Below are 17,574 nucleotides of genomic sequence, written 5' to 3' on the forward strand. Positions count from 1 at the left end.
TGGTGGCTCGTGGCGCAGCGCCTGCCTGGCTGGCAGGTCAAGCCGCGCGCTGCCGCATGGCGGCCACGGCAAGGCAACCCGCAGGGCCGGGTCTGTTTGCCCGCACCCCTGCGTCATCACTCGGTCGTGGACCGACGTCCACTCCTTCGTTCTTCCTTGGCCTGCGCGCAAACAGCTCCCGGCGCGGGCCATGTGGAGACATTGAACAGGCTCTAGGCGGCGGACGCACAAGCGATGAACATTTCCCGACCGTTCGTGCTCCGTCCGGTGGCGACGGCGCTGCTGATGATCGCCATGGTGCTGGTGGGCCTGGTCGCGGTGCGCTTCCTGCCGGTGTCCTCGCTGCCGGACGTGGACTACCCGACGATCCAGGTGCAGACCTTCTACCCGGGCGCCAGCCCCACGGTGATGGCGACCACGGTGACCGCGCCGCTGGAAGTGCAGCTGGGCGAGATCCCCGGCCTGCAGCAGATGACTTCGACCAGCTCCGCCGGCGCGTCGGTCATCACGCTGCAGTTCGACCTCTCGCTCAACCTCGACGTGGCCGAGCAGAACGTGCAGGAGGCGATCAACGCCGCCAACAGCCTGCTGCCCAGCGGCCTGCCAGCGCCGCCGACCTATGCCAAGGTGAACCCGGCCGACCAGCCCATCCTCACGCTGGCGGTGACCTCGGACTCGATGTCGCTGCCCCAGCTGCAGGACGCCGCGAACAACCGCCTCGCCACCAAGATCTCCGAAGTGCCCGGCGTGGGCCTGGTCACCGCCGCGGGCGGCAACGTGCCGGCGGTCCGCGTCGAGGCCGACCCGCACAAGCTGGCCGCCTACGGCCTCAACATCGACGACCTGCGCTCGCTGATCGCCAACGTCAACGTCAGCCAGCCCAAGGGCAATTTCGACGGCCCGAAGCTGGACTACACGATCAACGGCAACGACCAGATCCAGAACCCGCAGGGCTACCTCGACACGGTGGTCGCCTACCAGAACGGCGCGCCGGTGTTCCTGCGCGACGTCGCCCACGTGACGCAGGCCGCGCAGAACAAGGAGCTGGGCGCCTGGTACGACAAGACGCAGGCCATCGTGCTCAACGTGCAACGTCAGCCGGGCGCCAACGTGATCGCCACGGTGGACCGCATCACGCAGGAGCTGCCCGCGCTGGAGGCCACCCTGCCGGCCGGCATGAAGATCAGCATCGTCAACGACAGCACGGGCGTGATCCGCTCCTCGGTGTCCGACGCCACGTTCGAGCTGGTGCTGGCGATCGCGCTGGTGGTGCTGGTGATCTTCGTGTTCCTGCGCAACCTGCCCGCCACCCTCATCCCCAGCATCTCGGTGCCGGTGTCGCTGATCGGCACGCTGGCGGTGATGTACAAGCTCGGCTACTCCATCGACAACCTCTCGCTGATGGCGCTGATCATCGCCACCGGCTTCGTGGTGGACGACTCGATCGTGATGATCGAGAACATCGTGCGCTACCTGGAGGAAGGCAGGACGCCGCTGGAAGCCGCGCTGGAAGGCGCCGGCCAGATCGGCTTCACCATCCTCTCGCTCACCGTGTCATTGATCGCGGTGCTGATCCCGCTGCTGTTCATGGGCGGCGTGATCGGCCGCCTGTTCAGCGAGTTCGCGGTCACGCTCGCGGTCACCATCGTGCTGTCCGCGGTGGTGTCGCTGACCCTGGTGCCGATGATGTGCGCGCGCATCCTGCGTGCGCAGAAGGAGCGCCATCCCAGCCGCTTCGAGCGGATCAGCGAGGGCCTGTTCGACAAGCTGCTGGACGCCTACCGCCGCGGCCTCGCCGTGGTGATGGAGCACCAGACCGCCACGCTGCTGGTGTTCCTGGCCACACTGGCGCTGACCATCGTGCTCTACGTGGTGATCCCCAAGGGCCTGTTCCCGGTGCAGGACGTGGGCGTGCTGCAAGGCATCAGCACCGCCGACAACTCCGTCTCCTACGACACCATGGTGGATCGCCAGCAGGCGCTGGCCGAGGCCATCCTGAAGGACCCCGACGTCGCCAGCCTCACCTCCTACGTCGGCATCGACGGCACCAACATCACGCTCAACAACGGTCGCTTCCTGATCAACCTGAAGCCGCGCGACGAACGCTCCGGCACCGCCCGGCAGATCGCCCGCCGCATCCAGCAGGAAACCGCCGACGTGCCCGGCATCAAGCTGTTCCTGCAGCCGGAACAGAACCTGACACTGGACACCACGGTGTCGCCGAACCAGTACCAGTTCGTGCTGCGCGGGCCGAGCCAGGCCGCGCTGCAGCAGTACGTGCCCGCGCTGATCGCGCACATGAAGGGCATCAAGTCCATCGCCGACGTCACCAGCGCCCTCGACAACGACGGCCTCAGCGTGAACGTGGAAGTGAACCGCCAGCTGGCGGCGCGCTACGGCATCACCGCGGCGACCATCGACAACGCGCTGTACGACGCGCTGGGCCAGCGCATCGTCTCGACGATCTTCGACCAGTCCAGCCAGTACCGCGTGATCCTGGTCGCCAAGCCGGAGAGCCTGCCCACGCTGCAATCGCTGGGCAACCTGTACCTGCCCAGCCAGACCAGCAGCAGCGGCCAGGTGCCGCTGGGCGCGATCGCGAAGATCCAGGTGAGCAAGTCGCCGCTGGTTATCAGCCACCTGGCCCAGTTCCCGTCCACCACCATCTCGTTCAACCTGGCCCAGGGTGCCTCGCTGAGCACCGCGGTGAACGAGATCACGCAGGCCGAACAGGCGGTGCACCTGCCGTCCTCGATCGAATCCTCGTTCCAGGGTGCGGCGGCGGCCTTCCAGGATTCGCTGTCCAGCGAGGTGTACCTGCTGATCGCCGCGCTGGTGGCCGTCTACATCGTGCTCGGCGTGCTGTACGAAAGCTTCATCCACCCGGTGACCATCCTTTCCACCCTGCCCTCGGCCGGCATCGGCGCGCTGCTGGCGCTGATGGTCGCCGGCGCCGACCTGGACGTGATCGGCATCATCGGCATCGTGCTGCTGATCGGCATCGTGAAGAAGAACGCGATCATGATCGTGGACTTCGCGCTGGAAGCCGAGCGCACGCACGGCAAGCCGCCGGCCGAGGCGATCTTCGAGGCCTCGCTGCTGCGCTTCCGGCCGATCCTGATGACCACGCTGGCGGCGATGCTGGGCGCCCTGCCGATGCTGTTGGGCACCGGCATCGGCTCGGAGCTGCGCCGGCCGCTGGGCCTGGCGATCATCGGCGGCCTCGCGCTCAGCCAGTTGCTGACGCTGTTCACCACGCCGGTGATCTACCTGTTCTTCGACCGGCTGGCGCGGCGCCTGCGCCCCGCGCCGGCGCTGGACGCGGAAGGCAGTGAAGCGTGAGCACGCATTCCCCCGCTTGCCGCAACCTGCCCCCTCTCCCCTCCGGGGAGAGGGCTGGGATGAGGGGCCGGACTAGCCAGGCCCCATGTGGCCTTGACGCAAACTCGCCACCAACGCATCCGCGCGGCAAACCTGCGTTTGCGCAAGATCGGCCCCTCACCCCAACCCTCTCCCCAGTGGGGAGAGGGAGTGAGCAAGGTGACTGCGCATGAGCATCCCCGGCCTGTTCATCCGGCGACCGGTGGCGACCACCCTGCTGGCGGTCGCCATCCTGCTGTCCGGCCTGCTCGCGTACTTCCACCTGCCGGTGGCGCCGCTGCCGAACGTGACCTACCCGGTGGTGGTGGTGTCGGCCAGCATGGCGGGCGCCAGCCCGGATATCATGGCTTCCACCGTCACCGCGCCGCTGGAACGGCGCCTCGGCACCATCGCCGACGTCAACGAGATGACCTCGACCAGCTCGGTCGGCAGCGCCAGGATCGTGATCCAGTTCGGCCTGGACCGCGACATCAACGGCGCCGCGCGCGACGTGCAGGCGGCGATCCAGGCGGCGCGCGCGGACCTGCCCTCCACGCTGCGCGGCAACCCCACCTATCGCGAGTACAACCCGGCCGATTCGCCGATCATGATCCTGGCGCTGACCTCGGACACGCTGACCCGCGCCCAGCTCTATGACTCGGCCGACTCGGTGATCCAGCAGCAGTTGTCGCAGATCGACGGCGTGGGCGAGATCACGCTGGGCGGCAGCGCCCTGCCCTCGGTGCGCGTGGAGCTGCAGCCGGACCAGCTCAACAGCTACGGCATCGGCCTGGAGGACGTACGCGCGGCGATCAGCGCCGCGAACGCGAACAGCGCCAAGGGCCACATCGACCAGAACGGCCTGCGCTACGAGGTCACCTCCAACGACCAGATCAGCAAGGCCGCCCCTTACCGCGACCTGGTGGTGGCCTACCGCAACGGCGCGCCGGTGCTGCTGCGCGACGTCGCCGACGTGCAGGATTCGGCGGAGAACATCCGCAACATGGGCCTCTACAACGGCAAGCCGGCGGTGCTCGTCATCGTGTTCCCGCGGCCCGGCGGCAACATCGTCAAGACGGTGGGCGAAATCCAGGACGTGCTGCCTTCCATCGAGGCGGCGCTGCCGGCGGGCATCCACGCCGACGTCGCGCTGGACCGCTCGGTATCGGTGCGCGGCGCGGTGAGCGACACCGAGCGCACCCTGTTCATCGCGGTGCTGCTGGTGATCGGCGTGGTGTTCGTGTTCCTGCAATCGCCGCGGGCGATCCTGATCCCGGCGGTGGCGCTGCCGCTGTCCATCGTCGGCACGTTCGGGCCGATGTACCTGCTGGGCTACAGCATCGACAACCTGTCGCTGATGGCGCTGACCATCGGCACCGGCTTCGTGGTGGACGACGCGGTGGTGGTGCTGGAGAACATCGTGCGCCACGTCGAGGCCGGCATGGACGTACGCGAGGCGGCGGTGCGCGGCAGCACCGAGGTCAGCTTCACGGTGATCTCGATGAGCCTGTCGCTGATCGCGGTGTTCACGCCGATCCTGCTGATGCCCGGCATCATCGGCCTGCTGTTCCACGAATTCGCAGTGACGCTGTCGATCGCCATCCTGCTCTCGCTGGTGATCTCGCTCACCATCACGCCGACCCTGGCGGCGTACGTGCTCAACCGCAAGACACTGCATTCCAAGGCGCGCTGGGCACTGTGGTACGAACGGCAGTTCGAGCGCTTCAAGCGGGCCTATTCGCGCTCGCTCGACGCCGTGCTCGACCACGCGCTGCTGGTCGGCCTGAGCCTGGTCGGGCTGATCGCGCTGAACATCGTGCTGTTCAAACTGGTGCCCTCGACCTTCTTCCCGGAGCAGGACAACGGCATCCTGATGGGCCAGGTCATCGCCGACCAGAGCACCTCCTTCCAGGCGATGGAGCAGAAGCTGGCGCAGTTGCAGGCCATCGTGCAGAAGGATCCCGCGGTGGCCTCGGTGGCCGGCTTCACCGGCGGCCGCACCTTGAACACCGCGTCCGTGTTCGTGGAGCTGAAGCCGCTGGCCGTGCGCAAGATCTCCGCCGCGGCGGTGGTCGAACGCCTGCGCCCCAAGCTCAACCGGATCACCGGCGCGCGGCTGTTCCTGCAGGCGGCGCAGGACCTGCACATCGGCGGCCGGCAATCCGCCGCCGAATACCAGTACACGCTGACCGGCGACGACGCCGACCAGTTGTACCAGTGGGTACCCAGGCTGGTGACCGAACTGGGCAAGTACCGCAGCCAGCTGACCAGCGTGAACTCGGACCTGCAGCAGCACGGCCTGCAGATCGACATCAACTTCGACCGCGCCACGATGAAGCGCTACGGCTTCACGCCGGCCCAGCTCGACAGCGTGCTGTACGACGCCTTCGGCCAGCGCACCGTCTCCACCGTGTACAACGAGCTCAACCAGTACTACGTGGTGATGGAAGTGGCGCCGCCGTATTGGCAGTACCCGCAGATGCTGGACCGCATGCGCTTCAGCGGCGCAGCCGGCGTCGCCAGCGGCACCGACCAGACGCAGATGTCGCACAGCCTGGTGTCTGGCGTGCAAGGCCATTCGGCGGCCGCCACGTCGTCGGGCGCGGCCTCCACCACCAACGCGAACAACGCCAACGCCGAAGCGAACCTGCTCACCAACGCCATCGCCAACTCCAAGGGCGGCGCCTCCAGCGGCAGCGCGGACAGCACGGCCACCGAGACGATGGTGCCGTTCCCGGCGCTGGCCACCTACAAGAGCGACCACACGCCCACCCAGGTCAACCACCAGAGCGGGCTGGTGGCGACCACCATCTCGTTCAACCTTCCGCCCGGCGGCTCGCTGAGCAAGGCGCTGCTGGCGATCGACCAGGCCGAGCGGGACATCCACATGCCGGCATCCATCCGCGGCGCCACCGCGGGCGCGGCGCAAGTCTATTCGCAGTCGATGTCCACCATGCCGCTGCTGATCCTCGCCGCGCTGGTGGCGGTGTACATCGTGCTGGGCATGCTCTACGAGAACACCGTGCACCCCGTCACCATCCTCTCCACCCTGCCCTCCGCGGGCATCGGCGCCACGCTGGCGCTGCTGATCTTCGGCACGCCGTTCTCGGTGATCGCGATGATCGGCATCATCCTCTTGATCGGCATCGTCAAGAAGAACGCGATCATGATGATCGACGTGGCCATCCACCTGCAGCGCGACGAAGGTCTCGACCCGCGCAAGGCGATCCACGACGCCGCCGTGGTGCGCCTGCGCCCGATCATGATGACCACCGCCGCCGCCGTGCTGGGCGCCATTCCACTGGCCATCGGCATCGGCCAGGGCGCCTCGCTGCGCCAGCCGCTGGGCATCACCGTGGCCGGCGGCCTGATCCTCAGCCAGGTCTTCACCCTGTACACCACGCCGGTGATCTACCTCTACTTCGACCGCGTGCGCGCCAGGCTCGCCGCCTGGTCCGCCACCCTGCCGTGGAACCGATCGGACGCAAGCGCATGAACACCAAGCTGCTCTCCCGCGTGACCTTTTCCCGCGCCCTGCCGGCCGCCACGCTGGCCCTGCTGCTCGGCGGCTGCATGGCCGGCCCGGACTACCATCGCCCGGCGGTGACGATGCCCGCGCAGTACCAGCCCCTGCCCGGCTGGATGGCTGCCGCGCCGGCCGCGGCAGCGCCCAAGGGCGACTGGTGGACGATGTTCAACGACCCGCTGCTGGACGAGCTGGAGCCGCAGGTGTCGGTTTCCAACCAGACCGTGCGCCAGAGCTACGCCAACTACCAGGCGGCCCTGGCCCAGGTGCAGGTGGCGCGCAGCGCGCTGTTCCCCGCCATCGGCATCAGCGGCTCGGCCGACAAGCAGCGTTCGGCTGCGGGCAATGCCGGCAGCGGCACGGCGCGCCAGCACTCGATCAGCACCTCCGGCTCGCTGGAGGGCAACGTGAGCTGGGCGCCGGACCTGTGGGGCAAGGTGCGCCGCACCCTCGAGGAGAACAAGGCGAACGCGCAGGCGGGCGCGGCCACCCTGGCCAACGCCACGCTGTCCGAACAGACCGCGCTGGCCAGCGCGGTGATCGAACTGCGGGTGACCGACGCCAGCATCGACCTGTTGCAGCAGACCGTCGACGCCTTCAAGGAATACCTGCGCGTGGTGGGCAACCAGGCAAGCGCCGGCACCGTGCCGCCTTCCGACCTGCTCAGCGCGCGCACCCAGCTGGAGAACGCCCAGTCCAGCCTGCTCGCGCTGGGCATCGCCCGCGCGCAGTACGTCCATGCCATCGCGGTGCTGGTCGGCAAGAATCCGGAAGACCTGCAGATTCCGCACGGCGACTCGCTGCCCACCCTGCCCGAGGTGCCGGCGGGCGTGCCCTCGACCCTCCTGCAGCGCCGGCCCGACATCGCCGTCGCCGAACGCCAGATGGCCGCCCAGAACGCCGCGATCGGCGTCGCCGTGGCGGCCTACTATCCCAGCCTCTCGCTGTCGGCCGCGGACGGCTTCACGCAGTCGCCGCTGGCCGGCCTGCTGCATGTCGCCAACCATGTCTGGTCGCTGGGCGCCGACGTCGGCGAAACGCTGTTCGACGGCGGCGAACGCCACGGCGAGGTCGCCGCGGCCAAGGCGAACTACGAGGCCGCGGTGGCCAACTACCGCGGTACCGTGCTGACCGCACTGCAGGGCGTGGAGGACGACCTCTCCGGCCTGCACGTCCTCGCCCGGCAGGCCGACGTGCTCGACGATGCCGTGCACAACGCGACCCGCGGCGCCGAGATCGCGCTCAACGAATACCAGGCCGGCACCGTCGACTACACCACCGCCGCCACCGCCCGCGCCACCCAGCTGAGCACCCAGCAGGATGCCTTGAACGTGCGCCAGCAGCGCCTGCTCGACACGGTGTCGCTGATCGGCGACCTGGGCGGCGGCTGGTCGGTGGACCAACTGGGTGCGGCGGCGCAGACCGGAGCCAGGCGCTGACCGTCCAACCGGCCCCGCGGCTGCAACCGCGGCATCGTGCCGACCGGCACCACGCCGACGCATGCCCCGGTGACGCGGGACCAACAGCCAGCGGGATTACCGCGCGCCGTCCCTGCGCCGGCGTCGCGGCCCGTGCACCAGCATGCACAGGCCGCCGTAGATCACGAACAGCGGCCACCACTTCGCCCAGGACAAGTCGAGGATGAAGATCATCGCCACCATCGCGACGGCGAGGGCGCTCAGCAGCGACTGCGCCACCGCGCCGTCCACCGTGCCGACGGCGCGGTAGCGTTCCCAGGCCTCGGACAGCGGCCACGCCGCGCCGAGCAGGATGAACCACGCCCACCAGTTCGCCCAGTCGAGGAAGGGAAGCTGCACGCCCAGGTTGCCGCACAGGAAGATCAGGCCCACCGCGACCACCAGCAGGGCCGGGATGATGCGATGGCTGCGCCACGCAGCAGTGTTCGTTCCGTTGCCCGATTCGTTGTCCGTCATCGTCGTCATCCTCCCCGGAATGGCGTCACGGTAGAACGCCACCCGCGCTCCAGCCAGTGACAGGCGTCACCCGAAGCACCTGCAGGCGGATGCCGCGTCACCGGTTGCTCACCCCGTGCGGCACATGCCCCGTGGCCACGTGTTTGCGCGCGGATTCCACGTTGGCCGGCGAGTCGTCGAAGAAGATGTCGGCGCCGAAGGCGTCGAGGAACGGCCCCTTGTCGCGCCCGCCGAGGAACAGCGCCTCGTCGATGCGCACGCCCCAGCGGCGCAGGGTGAGGATGACGCGCTTGTGCGCTGGCGCGGAGCGCGCGGTGACCAGGGCGGTGCGGATCGGCGAATTCTCCGCGGGGAACGCCGCCTGCAGCCGATGCAGCGCGGTGAGGAAGCCGCGGAACGGGCCTACCGACAGCGGCTCGTCGGCATGCTCGCTCTCGCTGCGGTGGAAGGCTTCCAGCCCTTCCTCGCGCGAGACGCGCTCGCCCTCGTCGCCGAAGATCACCGCATCGCCATCGAAGGCGATGCGCAGTTGCTCACTCATCCGCGGCGGCGCGACGCTGGGCAGGATGGTCGCGGCGGCCACGCCGGCCTTGAGCGCGCGGCCCACGTCCTCGGCGTTGGCGGAGAGGAACAGGTCGGCCTTGAACGGCGCGATGTAGTCGGAGGTGGGCGCGCCGCTGGTGAAGGCGGCGCGGCTGATCTCCAGGCCGTAGTGCTGGATGGCGTTGAAGATGCGCAGGCCGGTGTCGCCGGAATTGCGCGAGAGCAGGATCACCTCCACCGGCGGCACGTCGCCCGCCAGCTTGTTGAGGTCGAGCAGCTTCTGCACCAGCGGGAACGCCACGCCGGGCTTGAGGATCTCGTCCTCGTGCGCGATCTGGAAGCTGCGGTAGGCGTCCAGCCCCTCGCGCTCGAACAGCGCGTGGCTGTTGCCGAGGTCGAACAGCGCGCGCGAGGAGATCGCCACGACGAGGCGGTTGTCGGCGGATGCGGAAGGGTCGTGGGCAGGCATGGGCTCAATCTAGCGCATGCCAGGTGCATGGCGTGAGACTGGCCTGCCCGTCCGCAGGCCGGGACAGGAAGCCGCCCCTCAATCCGCGGCGAACTGCTCGTCGAGGATGCGCTGCTCCAGGTTGTGCTCGGGATCGAACAGCAGGCGCACGCCCTGCCCCTCGGACTGGCGCACGACCACGTCGCGCACGTCGCGCACCTCGTGGAAGTCGGCGGTGGCGCTGACCGGCCGCTTGCCGGGATCGAGCACGCGCAGGCTGACCTGGGTGCGGTGCGGCAGGATCGCGCCGCGCCAGCGGCGCGGCCGGAACGGGCTGATCGGGGTGAGCGCCAGCACGTTCGCGTCCAGCGGCAGGATCGGTCCGTGCGCGGAGAGGTTGTAGGCGGTGGAGCCGGCCGGGGTGGCGACCATCACGCCGTCGCAGATCAGGTTGGGCAGCTTCACCGTCTCGTTGAGCTTCACCTCGATGTGCGCGGCCTGGTTGCTCTGGCGCAGCAGCGAGACCTCGTTGAAGGCCAGCGCGCGGTGGGTGTCGCCCGCGGCATCGGTGACCAGCATTTCCAGCGGGAACAGTTCGGCGGCATGGGCGCGCGCCACCCGCTCGGGCAGTTCGTCCACGCGATGCTTGTTCATCAGGAAGCCGACGCGGCCCAGCTTCATGCCGTACACCGGCACACCCAGCGCGAGGTGCGCATGCAGGGTGCGCAGCATGAAGCCGTCGCCGCCCAGCGCCACGATCAGTTCGGCCTCCACCGCCGGCACGTCGCCGTAGCGTTCCACGAGCTTGCGCCGCGCCTGCTGGGCAACGCTGGTGTCACTGGCGACGAAGGCGAAGCGCATGGCCGAGCGGGCTCCGGATGGGATGCCGGGAGCTTACTGCATGGAGCGCGGAGACATGCCGCAAAAGCGAAGCCCCGGACGAGCCGGGGCTTCCTGAAACATGATGCTTTGCGCCAGAGCTTGCCCTCTCCCCCAGCCCCTCTCCCGCAAGCGGGAGAGGGGAAAGGCAAGGCATTACCCTCAACCCACCGGCACCTGCGCCAGCTGGGCCAGCCGGCGCACCGCCACCGAGGCGATCGGGTAGTCGGCGTTCTGGGTGAGGATCTCGGCCAGCATGCCGCGGGTGTGCTGCAGCGTGGGATCGTCGCGCTGCAGCCAGACCTGCACCGGCGAGACATCGGTGCGGTTGCCGGCCAGCTTCAGCACCTGCTGGACCAGCGCGCGGTGCTGGTGGGTGAGCTCGTCCAGCAGCGAACCGCGCGCCTGCGCATGCCAGTGGCCTTCCACCGGCAGCGCCTCGATCTGGCCGCGCAGCCATTCCAGGTCCAGCACTTCGCCCAGTTCGTAGAACACGCCGGCGACCTTCTCGATCGGCTGGCCGCTCTGCTGCGCCACCTCGACCATGTCCAGCGCGGCGCGCAGCTCCGACAGGCGCGCCAGCCGCACGGCCAGTTCGGCAGGCAGGCCCAGGCCCTCCCACTTTTCCTGGCTGCTGGCGAAATCGCCCTTGCCGGTGGCGGTGAGCACTTCCGGCAATGCCTTGCGCAGCGCGCTCACGCCGGCCTGGTAGCGCTCGACGTTGGCGGCGATCTCCAGCGTGCCGCCGGGGCGGTTGAGCAGCCAGCGGGTCAGGTGGCGCAGCAGCGACCAGATCTGCATCACCGCGTCGACCTGGGTGCCCTCGGCCACCTGGCTGTCCAGCGCCTCGATCTCGGCCCACAGCTCGCGCGCATCCAGGATCTCGCGCGCGGCGGTGTAGGCCTTGGCGATCGCCGCCGGGCCTTTGCCGGTGTCCTCCTGCATGCGCATCATGAAGGTGGCGCCCATGCGGTTGATCGTGGAGTTGGTCACCGCGGTGGCGATGATCTCGCGCTTCAGGCGGTGGCGTTGCATGTGCGCGGCGTACTTCTCGTGCAGCGGCGCGGGGAAGTAGCGCACCAGCTCCTTGGACAGGTACGGGTCTTCCGGCACGTCGGAATCGAGCAGCTGCTGGAACAGGCGGATCTTGTCATAGGACAGCAGCACCGCCAGCTCCGGCCGGGTCAGGCCCTGGCCGCGCGTCTTGCGCTCGGTCAGCTCGGCCTCGCTCGGCAGGTTCTCCACCTGGCGATCCAGCGAGCCTTCGGCCTCCAGCGTGCGGATGAAGTGCGCCATCGAGCCGATGCGCTTCACCGACTGGTGTTCCATCAGGGTGATCGCCTGGTTCTGGCGATAGTTGTCCCACAGCACCAGCTGGCCCACCTCGTCGGTCATCGCGGCGAGCTGGGCATTGCGCGCCTCCTCGCTCAACTCGCCGCGGTGCACGGCATCGTTGAGCAGGATCTTGATGTTCACCTCGTGGTCGGAGGTGTCCACGCCGGCGGAGTTGTCGATGAAGTCGGTATTGAGCAGCACGCCCTTCTGCGCCGCCTCGATGCGGCCCTTCTGGGTCATGCCGAGGTTGCCGCCCTCGCCCACGATCTTGCAGCGCAGCTCGCCGCCGTCCACGCGCAGGCCGTTGTTGGCGCGGTCGCGGGCGTCGGCATGGGTTTCGCTGCTGGCCTTGACGTAGGTGCCGATGCCGCCGTTCCAGAGCAGGTCCACCGGCGCCTTGAGGATGGCGTTGAGCAGCTCGGTCGGCGCCATCTGGGTGACCTCGGGCCTGAGGCCCAGCGCCGCGCGCGCCTCCGGCGAGAGCGGGATCGATTTCGCGCTGCGCGGCCAGATGCCGCCGCCGGCGGAGATCAGCGACCTGTCGTAGTCGTCCCAGCTCGAACGCGGCAGCTTGAACATGCGCTCGCGCTCGACGAAGGAACGCGCCGCGTCCGGGTTCGGGTCGATGAACACGTGGCGATGGTCGAACGCGGCCACCAGGCGGATATGCTTCGACAGCAGCATGCCGTTGCCGAACACGTCGCCGGACATGTCGCCGATGCCCACGCAGGTGAAGTCCTGCGTCTGGCTGTCGCGGCCCAGCGCGCGGAAGTGGCGCTTCACCGACTCCCACGCGCCCTTGGCGGTGATGCCCATGCCCTTGTGGTCGTAGCCGTTGGAACCGCCGGAGGCGAACGCATCGCCCAGCCAGTAGCCGTGCTCGATCGAGATGCCGTTGGCGATGTCGGAGAACGTGGCCGTGCCCTTGTCGGCCGCCACCACCAGGTAGGGATCGTCGGCGTCGTGGCGCACCACGTCGTGCGGGTTCACCACCTTGCCCTCGACCAGGTTGTCGGTGATGTCGAGCAGGCCGTTGATGAACAGCTTGTAGCAGGCGATGCCCTCGGCCAGCTGCGCGTCGCGGTCGCCGCCGACCGGCGGCTTCTTCACGAAGAAGCCGCCCTTCGAGCCCACCGGCACGATCACGGTGTTCTTCACCATCTGCGCCTTCACCAGGCCCAGCACCTCGGTGCGGAAGTCCTCGCGGCGGTCCGACCAGCGCAGGCCGCCGCGCGCCACCGGGCCGAAGCGCAGGTGGATGCCTTCCACGCGCGGCGCGCACACCCAGATCTCGCGGTACGGCACCGGCTTGGGCAGCTCGGGCACGGCGTGCGAGTCGAGCTTGAAGCTGATGTAGTCGCGGTAGGCGCCGTTCCACTGCTGGAAGAAGCTGGTGCGCAGGGTGGCGTGGATCACCGCGATGAAGCTGCGCAGGATGCGGTCCTCGTCCAGGCTGGCCACGTTCTCCAGCAGCACGTTGATCGCGCCCTCGATCGTCTTGACCTGCTCCGCGCGCGGCTGCGCCAGCGTGGCGGCCAGGCCGTCGACCAGGGCCGGGTTGGCGGCCTGCACGTGCGCGGGGATCAGCGCCGACATCTCGCCGTGCAGCGACTCGGCGGCGGCCTTGCGCTCGTCGGCCGCGAGCGTCTCGCGACGCGGATCGAACTTGGCCAGGAACAGCTCCACCAGCAGGCCGGCGATCGCCGGGTAGTTGTTGAGGGTGTCTTCCATGTACGGCTGCGAGAAGGTGCTGCCGGCCTGCAGCAGGTACTTGCAGTAGCCGCGCAGCATCGCCACCTGGCGCCAGCTCAGCCGGGCGCCCAGCACCAGGCGGTTGAAGCCGTCGTTCTCGGCGTTGCCGCGCCAGATCTGCTCGAACGCATGCTCGAACAGCGAGCCGACCTGCTCCACGCCGAAGGTGAGCCTGCCCACCGGCTGCACCTCGAAATCCTGGATCGACAGCGGCACGCTGGCGCCCGGAATCTCGTAGACGTGCTCGGTGAGCACGCGCAGGCCCAGGTTCTCCAGCTGCGGCAGCACCTCGGACAGCGCGATGTCGCCGCCGGAGCGGTAGACCTTGAAGCGCAGCGTCTCCGGCGCCTTCGGCGGGTGGTAGAACGACATGCGCAACGCGTTGTCGCCGTCGAGCAGCGACAGCTGGTACACGTCCTCGGCGGCCACCGCCGGGCTCACGTCGTCGATGTAGCCGGGCGGCAGCACGCGCGCGTAGCGGTTCGCCAGCACCACGCCCTCGTGTTCGCCACGCTGCTTCACCAGCGCGTCGCGCACCTCGTCGTGCCAGTTGCGCACGATCGCCGCCACGCCCTGCTCCAGCGCGGCCAGGTCGTATTCGGGCTGGTCGCCGATCTTCGGCCGCAGCACGATGTACAGGCGCGCCAGCGCGGCTTCACCCAGCAGCACCGAGGAATCGATCTGTTCGGCATGCAGCGCCTCGCCCAGCAGCGCCTCGATGCGCTCGCGCACCGAGGTGTTGAAGCGGTCGCGCGGCACGAACACCTGGCAGGTGAAGAAGCGGCCATAGCGGTCGCGGCGCATGAACAGGCGAGTGTGCGCGCGCTGGCGCAGCTCCAGGATGCCGGTGGCGATCGCGAACAGCTCGTCCTCGCTGCTCTGCAGCAGCTCCTCGCGCGGCAGCGTTTCCAGGATGTGGCGCAGCGACTTGCCGGAATACGAATCGCGCTTCAGGCAGGAGCGCGCCAGCACCGCCTCCACCTTGTGCCGCACCAGCGGCACGTCCTGCGGGCGGGCCATGTAGGCGCTGGAGGTGAACAGGCCGAGGAAACGCTGTTCGGACACGGCACGGCCGTCGGCGTCGAACTTGAGCACGCCGATGTAATCCATGTAGCCGGGTCGGTGCATGCGCGAGCGCGCATTGGTCTTGGTCAGGATGATCGCGTCGACCGCGCCGGAATGCGGCAGGTCGCTGGCCGCCAGCGTCTTCAGCGAACGCGGCGCCAGCGACTGCTCGCTCTTGCGCAGGATGCCCAGCCCCGAGCTCTCGATCGCGCGCAACACGCGCTCGCCGTCGGCATCGGTCACCTCGTATTCGCGGTAACCGAAGAAGGTGAAGTTGTCGGCGGCGATCCAGCGCAGGAATTCGCCGGCCTCGCGGGCCGAAGCCTCGTCCAGCGCCGGCTTGCGCTGCGGCAGCTTGTCGGCGATCGCCAGCGCCTTGTCGCGCATCGCCGCCCAGTCGCCCACCGCCACGCGCACGTCATCCAGCGCGGCCTCGACCTGCGCGACCAGCTGCGCCTGTTCGGCCGCATCGCCCACGCGGTCGATCTCGAAGTGCATCACCGACTCGGCCACGCCCGTGTCGCCACCGATGCCCTGCAGCTTGCCGCCGGCATCGCGCCGCACCGTCAGCACCGGGTGGATCACCGCGTGGATCTGCAGGCGCGTCGAAACCACCATGCTCACCGTGTCGACCAGGAACGGCATGTCGTCGGTGACGATCTGCAACCAGCCGTGGCCAGCGTGACCGGTCTCGGGATTCAGCACGCGCACGGCCGCATGGCCGGGCGTGCGCTGCTGCATGAAGTCCAGCAGGCCACCGGTCAGGGCGGCCCATTGCGCCGGAGTGTGCAGACCGCGGTCGCCCTCCGTGACCCGCGCGAAGAAGGCGCCGATAAAAAATTGCGCCTCATCAAGGCGCTGGGTGGGGAATCCGGCTTGCTTCAGTGCCTCGAACACGGCGGACTGAAGCGGAACTTCATGGGCTGCACGAATGGCATTCATGGCATCTACTGGTCAGTGGAAACGAATTGACGCGATAAAGCCCCAAAAGGATACGCTCCGCGTCAGGGCGAATCCACCGCGATACCGTTGTGCAAAGCGTCATGAATCGCCACTCGCCCGTACCGCCGCGCAGCGTGCGTGCGCATCGCCAATGTCACAATACGACCCTGCACGACGGGCATCGTCGTTGCGTGCAACGGCCGCCGGCGGCGTCGACGGGTGCGCTGTCACGACAGGCGCATCGGCATGCTCTGCCCATGTTCGCGGGGAGGCACGCCGGACCCGTACTGCCGGTTCGGCCTGCGCACATGCAAAAAGGTCACGCAAGCCCTTCAATAAATTGTGAACTGTACGGTATAGTAGCGCTCCGCAAGCCCGCACCCGCCCACACGGAACACGGGATACGCTCAACCTTTGACACACGACACGCGGGTGGCTGTGCCGTCATGCTCTGCGCCTGGCGCAAGCTGGATGCGCATCCATCGCGATCCCCCAATCACGATCAGCACGCTTCGGAGTCCCCATGAAATCCCCGTCCCTGCGCGCCCCCGCGTTGTGCCTCGGCCTGCTGGCCCTGACCGCCTGCGGCAAGAAGGAGCAAGGCGCGCCGCACATGCCGCCACCCCAGGTGGGCGTGATTACCGCACAACCGCAGAACGAGCCGTTGACCAAGGACCTGGTCGGTCGCCTGTCGTCCTTCCGCAGCGCCGACGTGCGTGCCCGCGTGGCCGGCGTGCTGCTGAAGCGCGACTACACCGAAGGCACCGACGTCAAGAAGGGCCAGCTGCTGTTCCAGATCGATCCGGCGCCGCTGAAGGCCGCGCTGGCCGCGGCGCAGGCTGCGCTGGCACAGGCGCAGGCCACGTACACCAATGCCAAGGTCAATGCGCAGCGTTCGCGTGAACTGGCGCCGAAGGGCTACATCTCCAAGTCCGACCTCGACAACGCCCTGGCCGCCGAGCGCACCGCCGCCGCCGCGGTGCAGGCGGCGCGGGCCAATGTGCAGACCGCCCGCATCAACCTCGACTACGCCAACGTCGTCTCGCCGATCGACGGCCGGGCCGGCCAGCAGCAGGTGACCGAGGGCGCGCTGGTCGGCAGCGGCAGTGCCACCCTGCTCACCACGGTGGACCAGATCGACCCGCTGTACGTCAACTTCACCATGAGCGTGGCCGACATGGAGCAGTTGCGCCAGGCGCAGAGCAACGGCGGCGTCACGCTTGCCCAGCCGAACCAGGCCAGCGTGCAGGTGACCCTGCCCGACGGCAGCGCCTACGCCGAGCCGGGCACGCTGGACTTCACCGCGGTCACGGTCGACCCGTCCACCGGCGCGGTGAACCTGCGCGCGAAGATCCCGAACCCCAAGCACAGCCTGCTGCCCGGCATGTACGTGACGCTGAAGGCGAAGCTGGGCGAACAGCACAAGGTGTTCCTGATCCCGCAGCAGGCGGTGCTGCGCGACACCGTGGGCGCCTACACGTTCGTGGTGGGTGCCGACGGCAAGACCAGGCGCCACGACGTCACGGCCAGCAGCATGAGCGGCAGCGACTGGGTGATCACCAGCGGCCTCGCCGCCGGCGACCAGGTGGTGGTGTCCGGCGTGCAGAACGTGCATGAGGACGCTCCGGCGAAGGCCACGCCATGGCAGCCGCAGGCTGCCGCGGGTGGGCAGGCCCCAGGCGCGACCGGCAAGCCGGCCGGCGGCAAGTAACGGAGAAGAGCCTGCTCATGATCCCCAAGCATCCCGCGTTGCCATCGAGTGGTCGTCAGGTGGTAGGGCGTGGCCCCGG

At 68.7% G+C, this 17,574-nt stretch carries 8 protein-coding genes; 4 read left to right on the plus strand and 4 right to left on the minus strand.

All coding sequences use genetic code 11. The features are described from left to right. Positions 1-234: 234 nt before the first annotated feature. From ABQJ56_RS05845 to ABQJ56_RS05855, 3 genes are all read left to right on the plus strand, one after another. On the plus strand, positions 235-3,342 hold the full coding sequence (locus tag ABQJ56_RS05845; protein ID WP_367844056.1) for an efflux RND transporter permease subunit: 3,108 nt from the start codon (positions 235-237) through the stop codon (positions 3,340-3,342). Between the two features lie 208 nt (positions 3,343-3,550). After that, the gene (locus ABQJ56_RS05850) at positions 3,551-6,856 is read left to right on the plus strand and encodes an efflux RND transporter permease subunit (RefSeq protein ID WP_367844057.1); all 3,306 of its coding nucleotides are present in this window, start codon (positions 3,551-3,553) and stop codon (positions 6,854-6,856) included. Further along, positions 6,853-8,325 carry an efflux transporter outer membrane subunit gene (locus ABQJ56_RS05855; RefSeq protein ID WP_367844058.1) on the plus strand — a complete coding sequence of 491 codons (1,473 nt, stop codon included), beginning with the start codon at positions 6,853-6,855 and terminating at the stop codon, positions 8,323-8,325. Before ABQJ56_RS05850 ends, ABQJ56_RS05855 begins: the two co-directional genes overlap by 4 nt. 96 nt (positions 8,326-8,421) lie before the next feature. Here ABQJ56_RS05855 and ABQJ56_RS05860 read toward each other — a convergent pair whose 3' ends face one another. From ABQJ56_RS05860 to ABQJ56_RS05875, 4 genes are all read right to left on the minus strand, one after another. Then, a complete protein-coding gene (locus ABQJ56_RS05860) occupies positions 8,422-8,820 on the minus strand; it encodes a LiaF transmembrane domain-containing protein (protein WP_367844059.1) in 399 nt (132 codons plus the stop codon). 97 nt (positions 8,821-8,917) lie between these two features. Continuing rightward, positions 8,918-9,832, minus strand: a complete 915-nt coding sequence (locus tag ABQJ56_RS05865) for a 5'-nucleotidase (protein ID WP_367844060.1) — start codon at positions 9,830-9,832, stop codon at positions 8,918-8,920. Positions 9,833-9,910: 78 nt separating this feature from the next. Beyond that, positions 9,911-10,672 carry an NAD kinase gene (locus tag ABQJ56_RS05870; protein WP_367844061.1) on the minus strand — a complete coding sequence of 254 codons (762 nt, stop codon included), beginning with the start codon at positions 10,670-10,672 and terminating at the stop codon, positions 9,911-9,913. 180 nt (positions 10,673-10,852) lie between these two features. After that, positions 10,853-15,784: an NAD-glutamate dehydrogenase gene (locus ABQJ56_RS05875; RefSeq protein ID WP_367844062.1), complete on the minus strand. Its 4,932-nt coding sequence runs from the start codon at positions 15,782-15,784 to the stop codon at positions 10,853-10,855. A gap of 523 nt (positions 15,785-16,307) precedes the next feature. Here ABQJ56_RS05875 and ABQJ56_RS05880 point away from each other — a divergent pair. Next, the gene (locus tag ABQJ56_RS05880) at positions 16,308-17,495 is read left to right on the plus strand and encodes an efflux RND transporter periplasmic adaptor subunit (protein WP_367844063.1); all 1,188 of its coding nucleotides are present in this window, start codon (positions 16,308-16,310) and stop codon (positions 17,493-17,495) included. The last annotated feature ends 79 nt before the right edge of the window (positions 17,496-17,574 follow it).

Origin of the sequence: Rhodanobacter geophilus (genome assembly GCF_040812275.1) — a bacterium.
Classification (GTDB): Bacteria; Pseudomonadota; Gammaproteobacteria; order Xanthomonadales; family Rhodanobacteraceae; genus Rhodanobacter_A; species Rhodanobacter_A geophilus.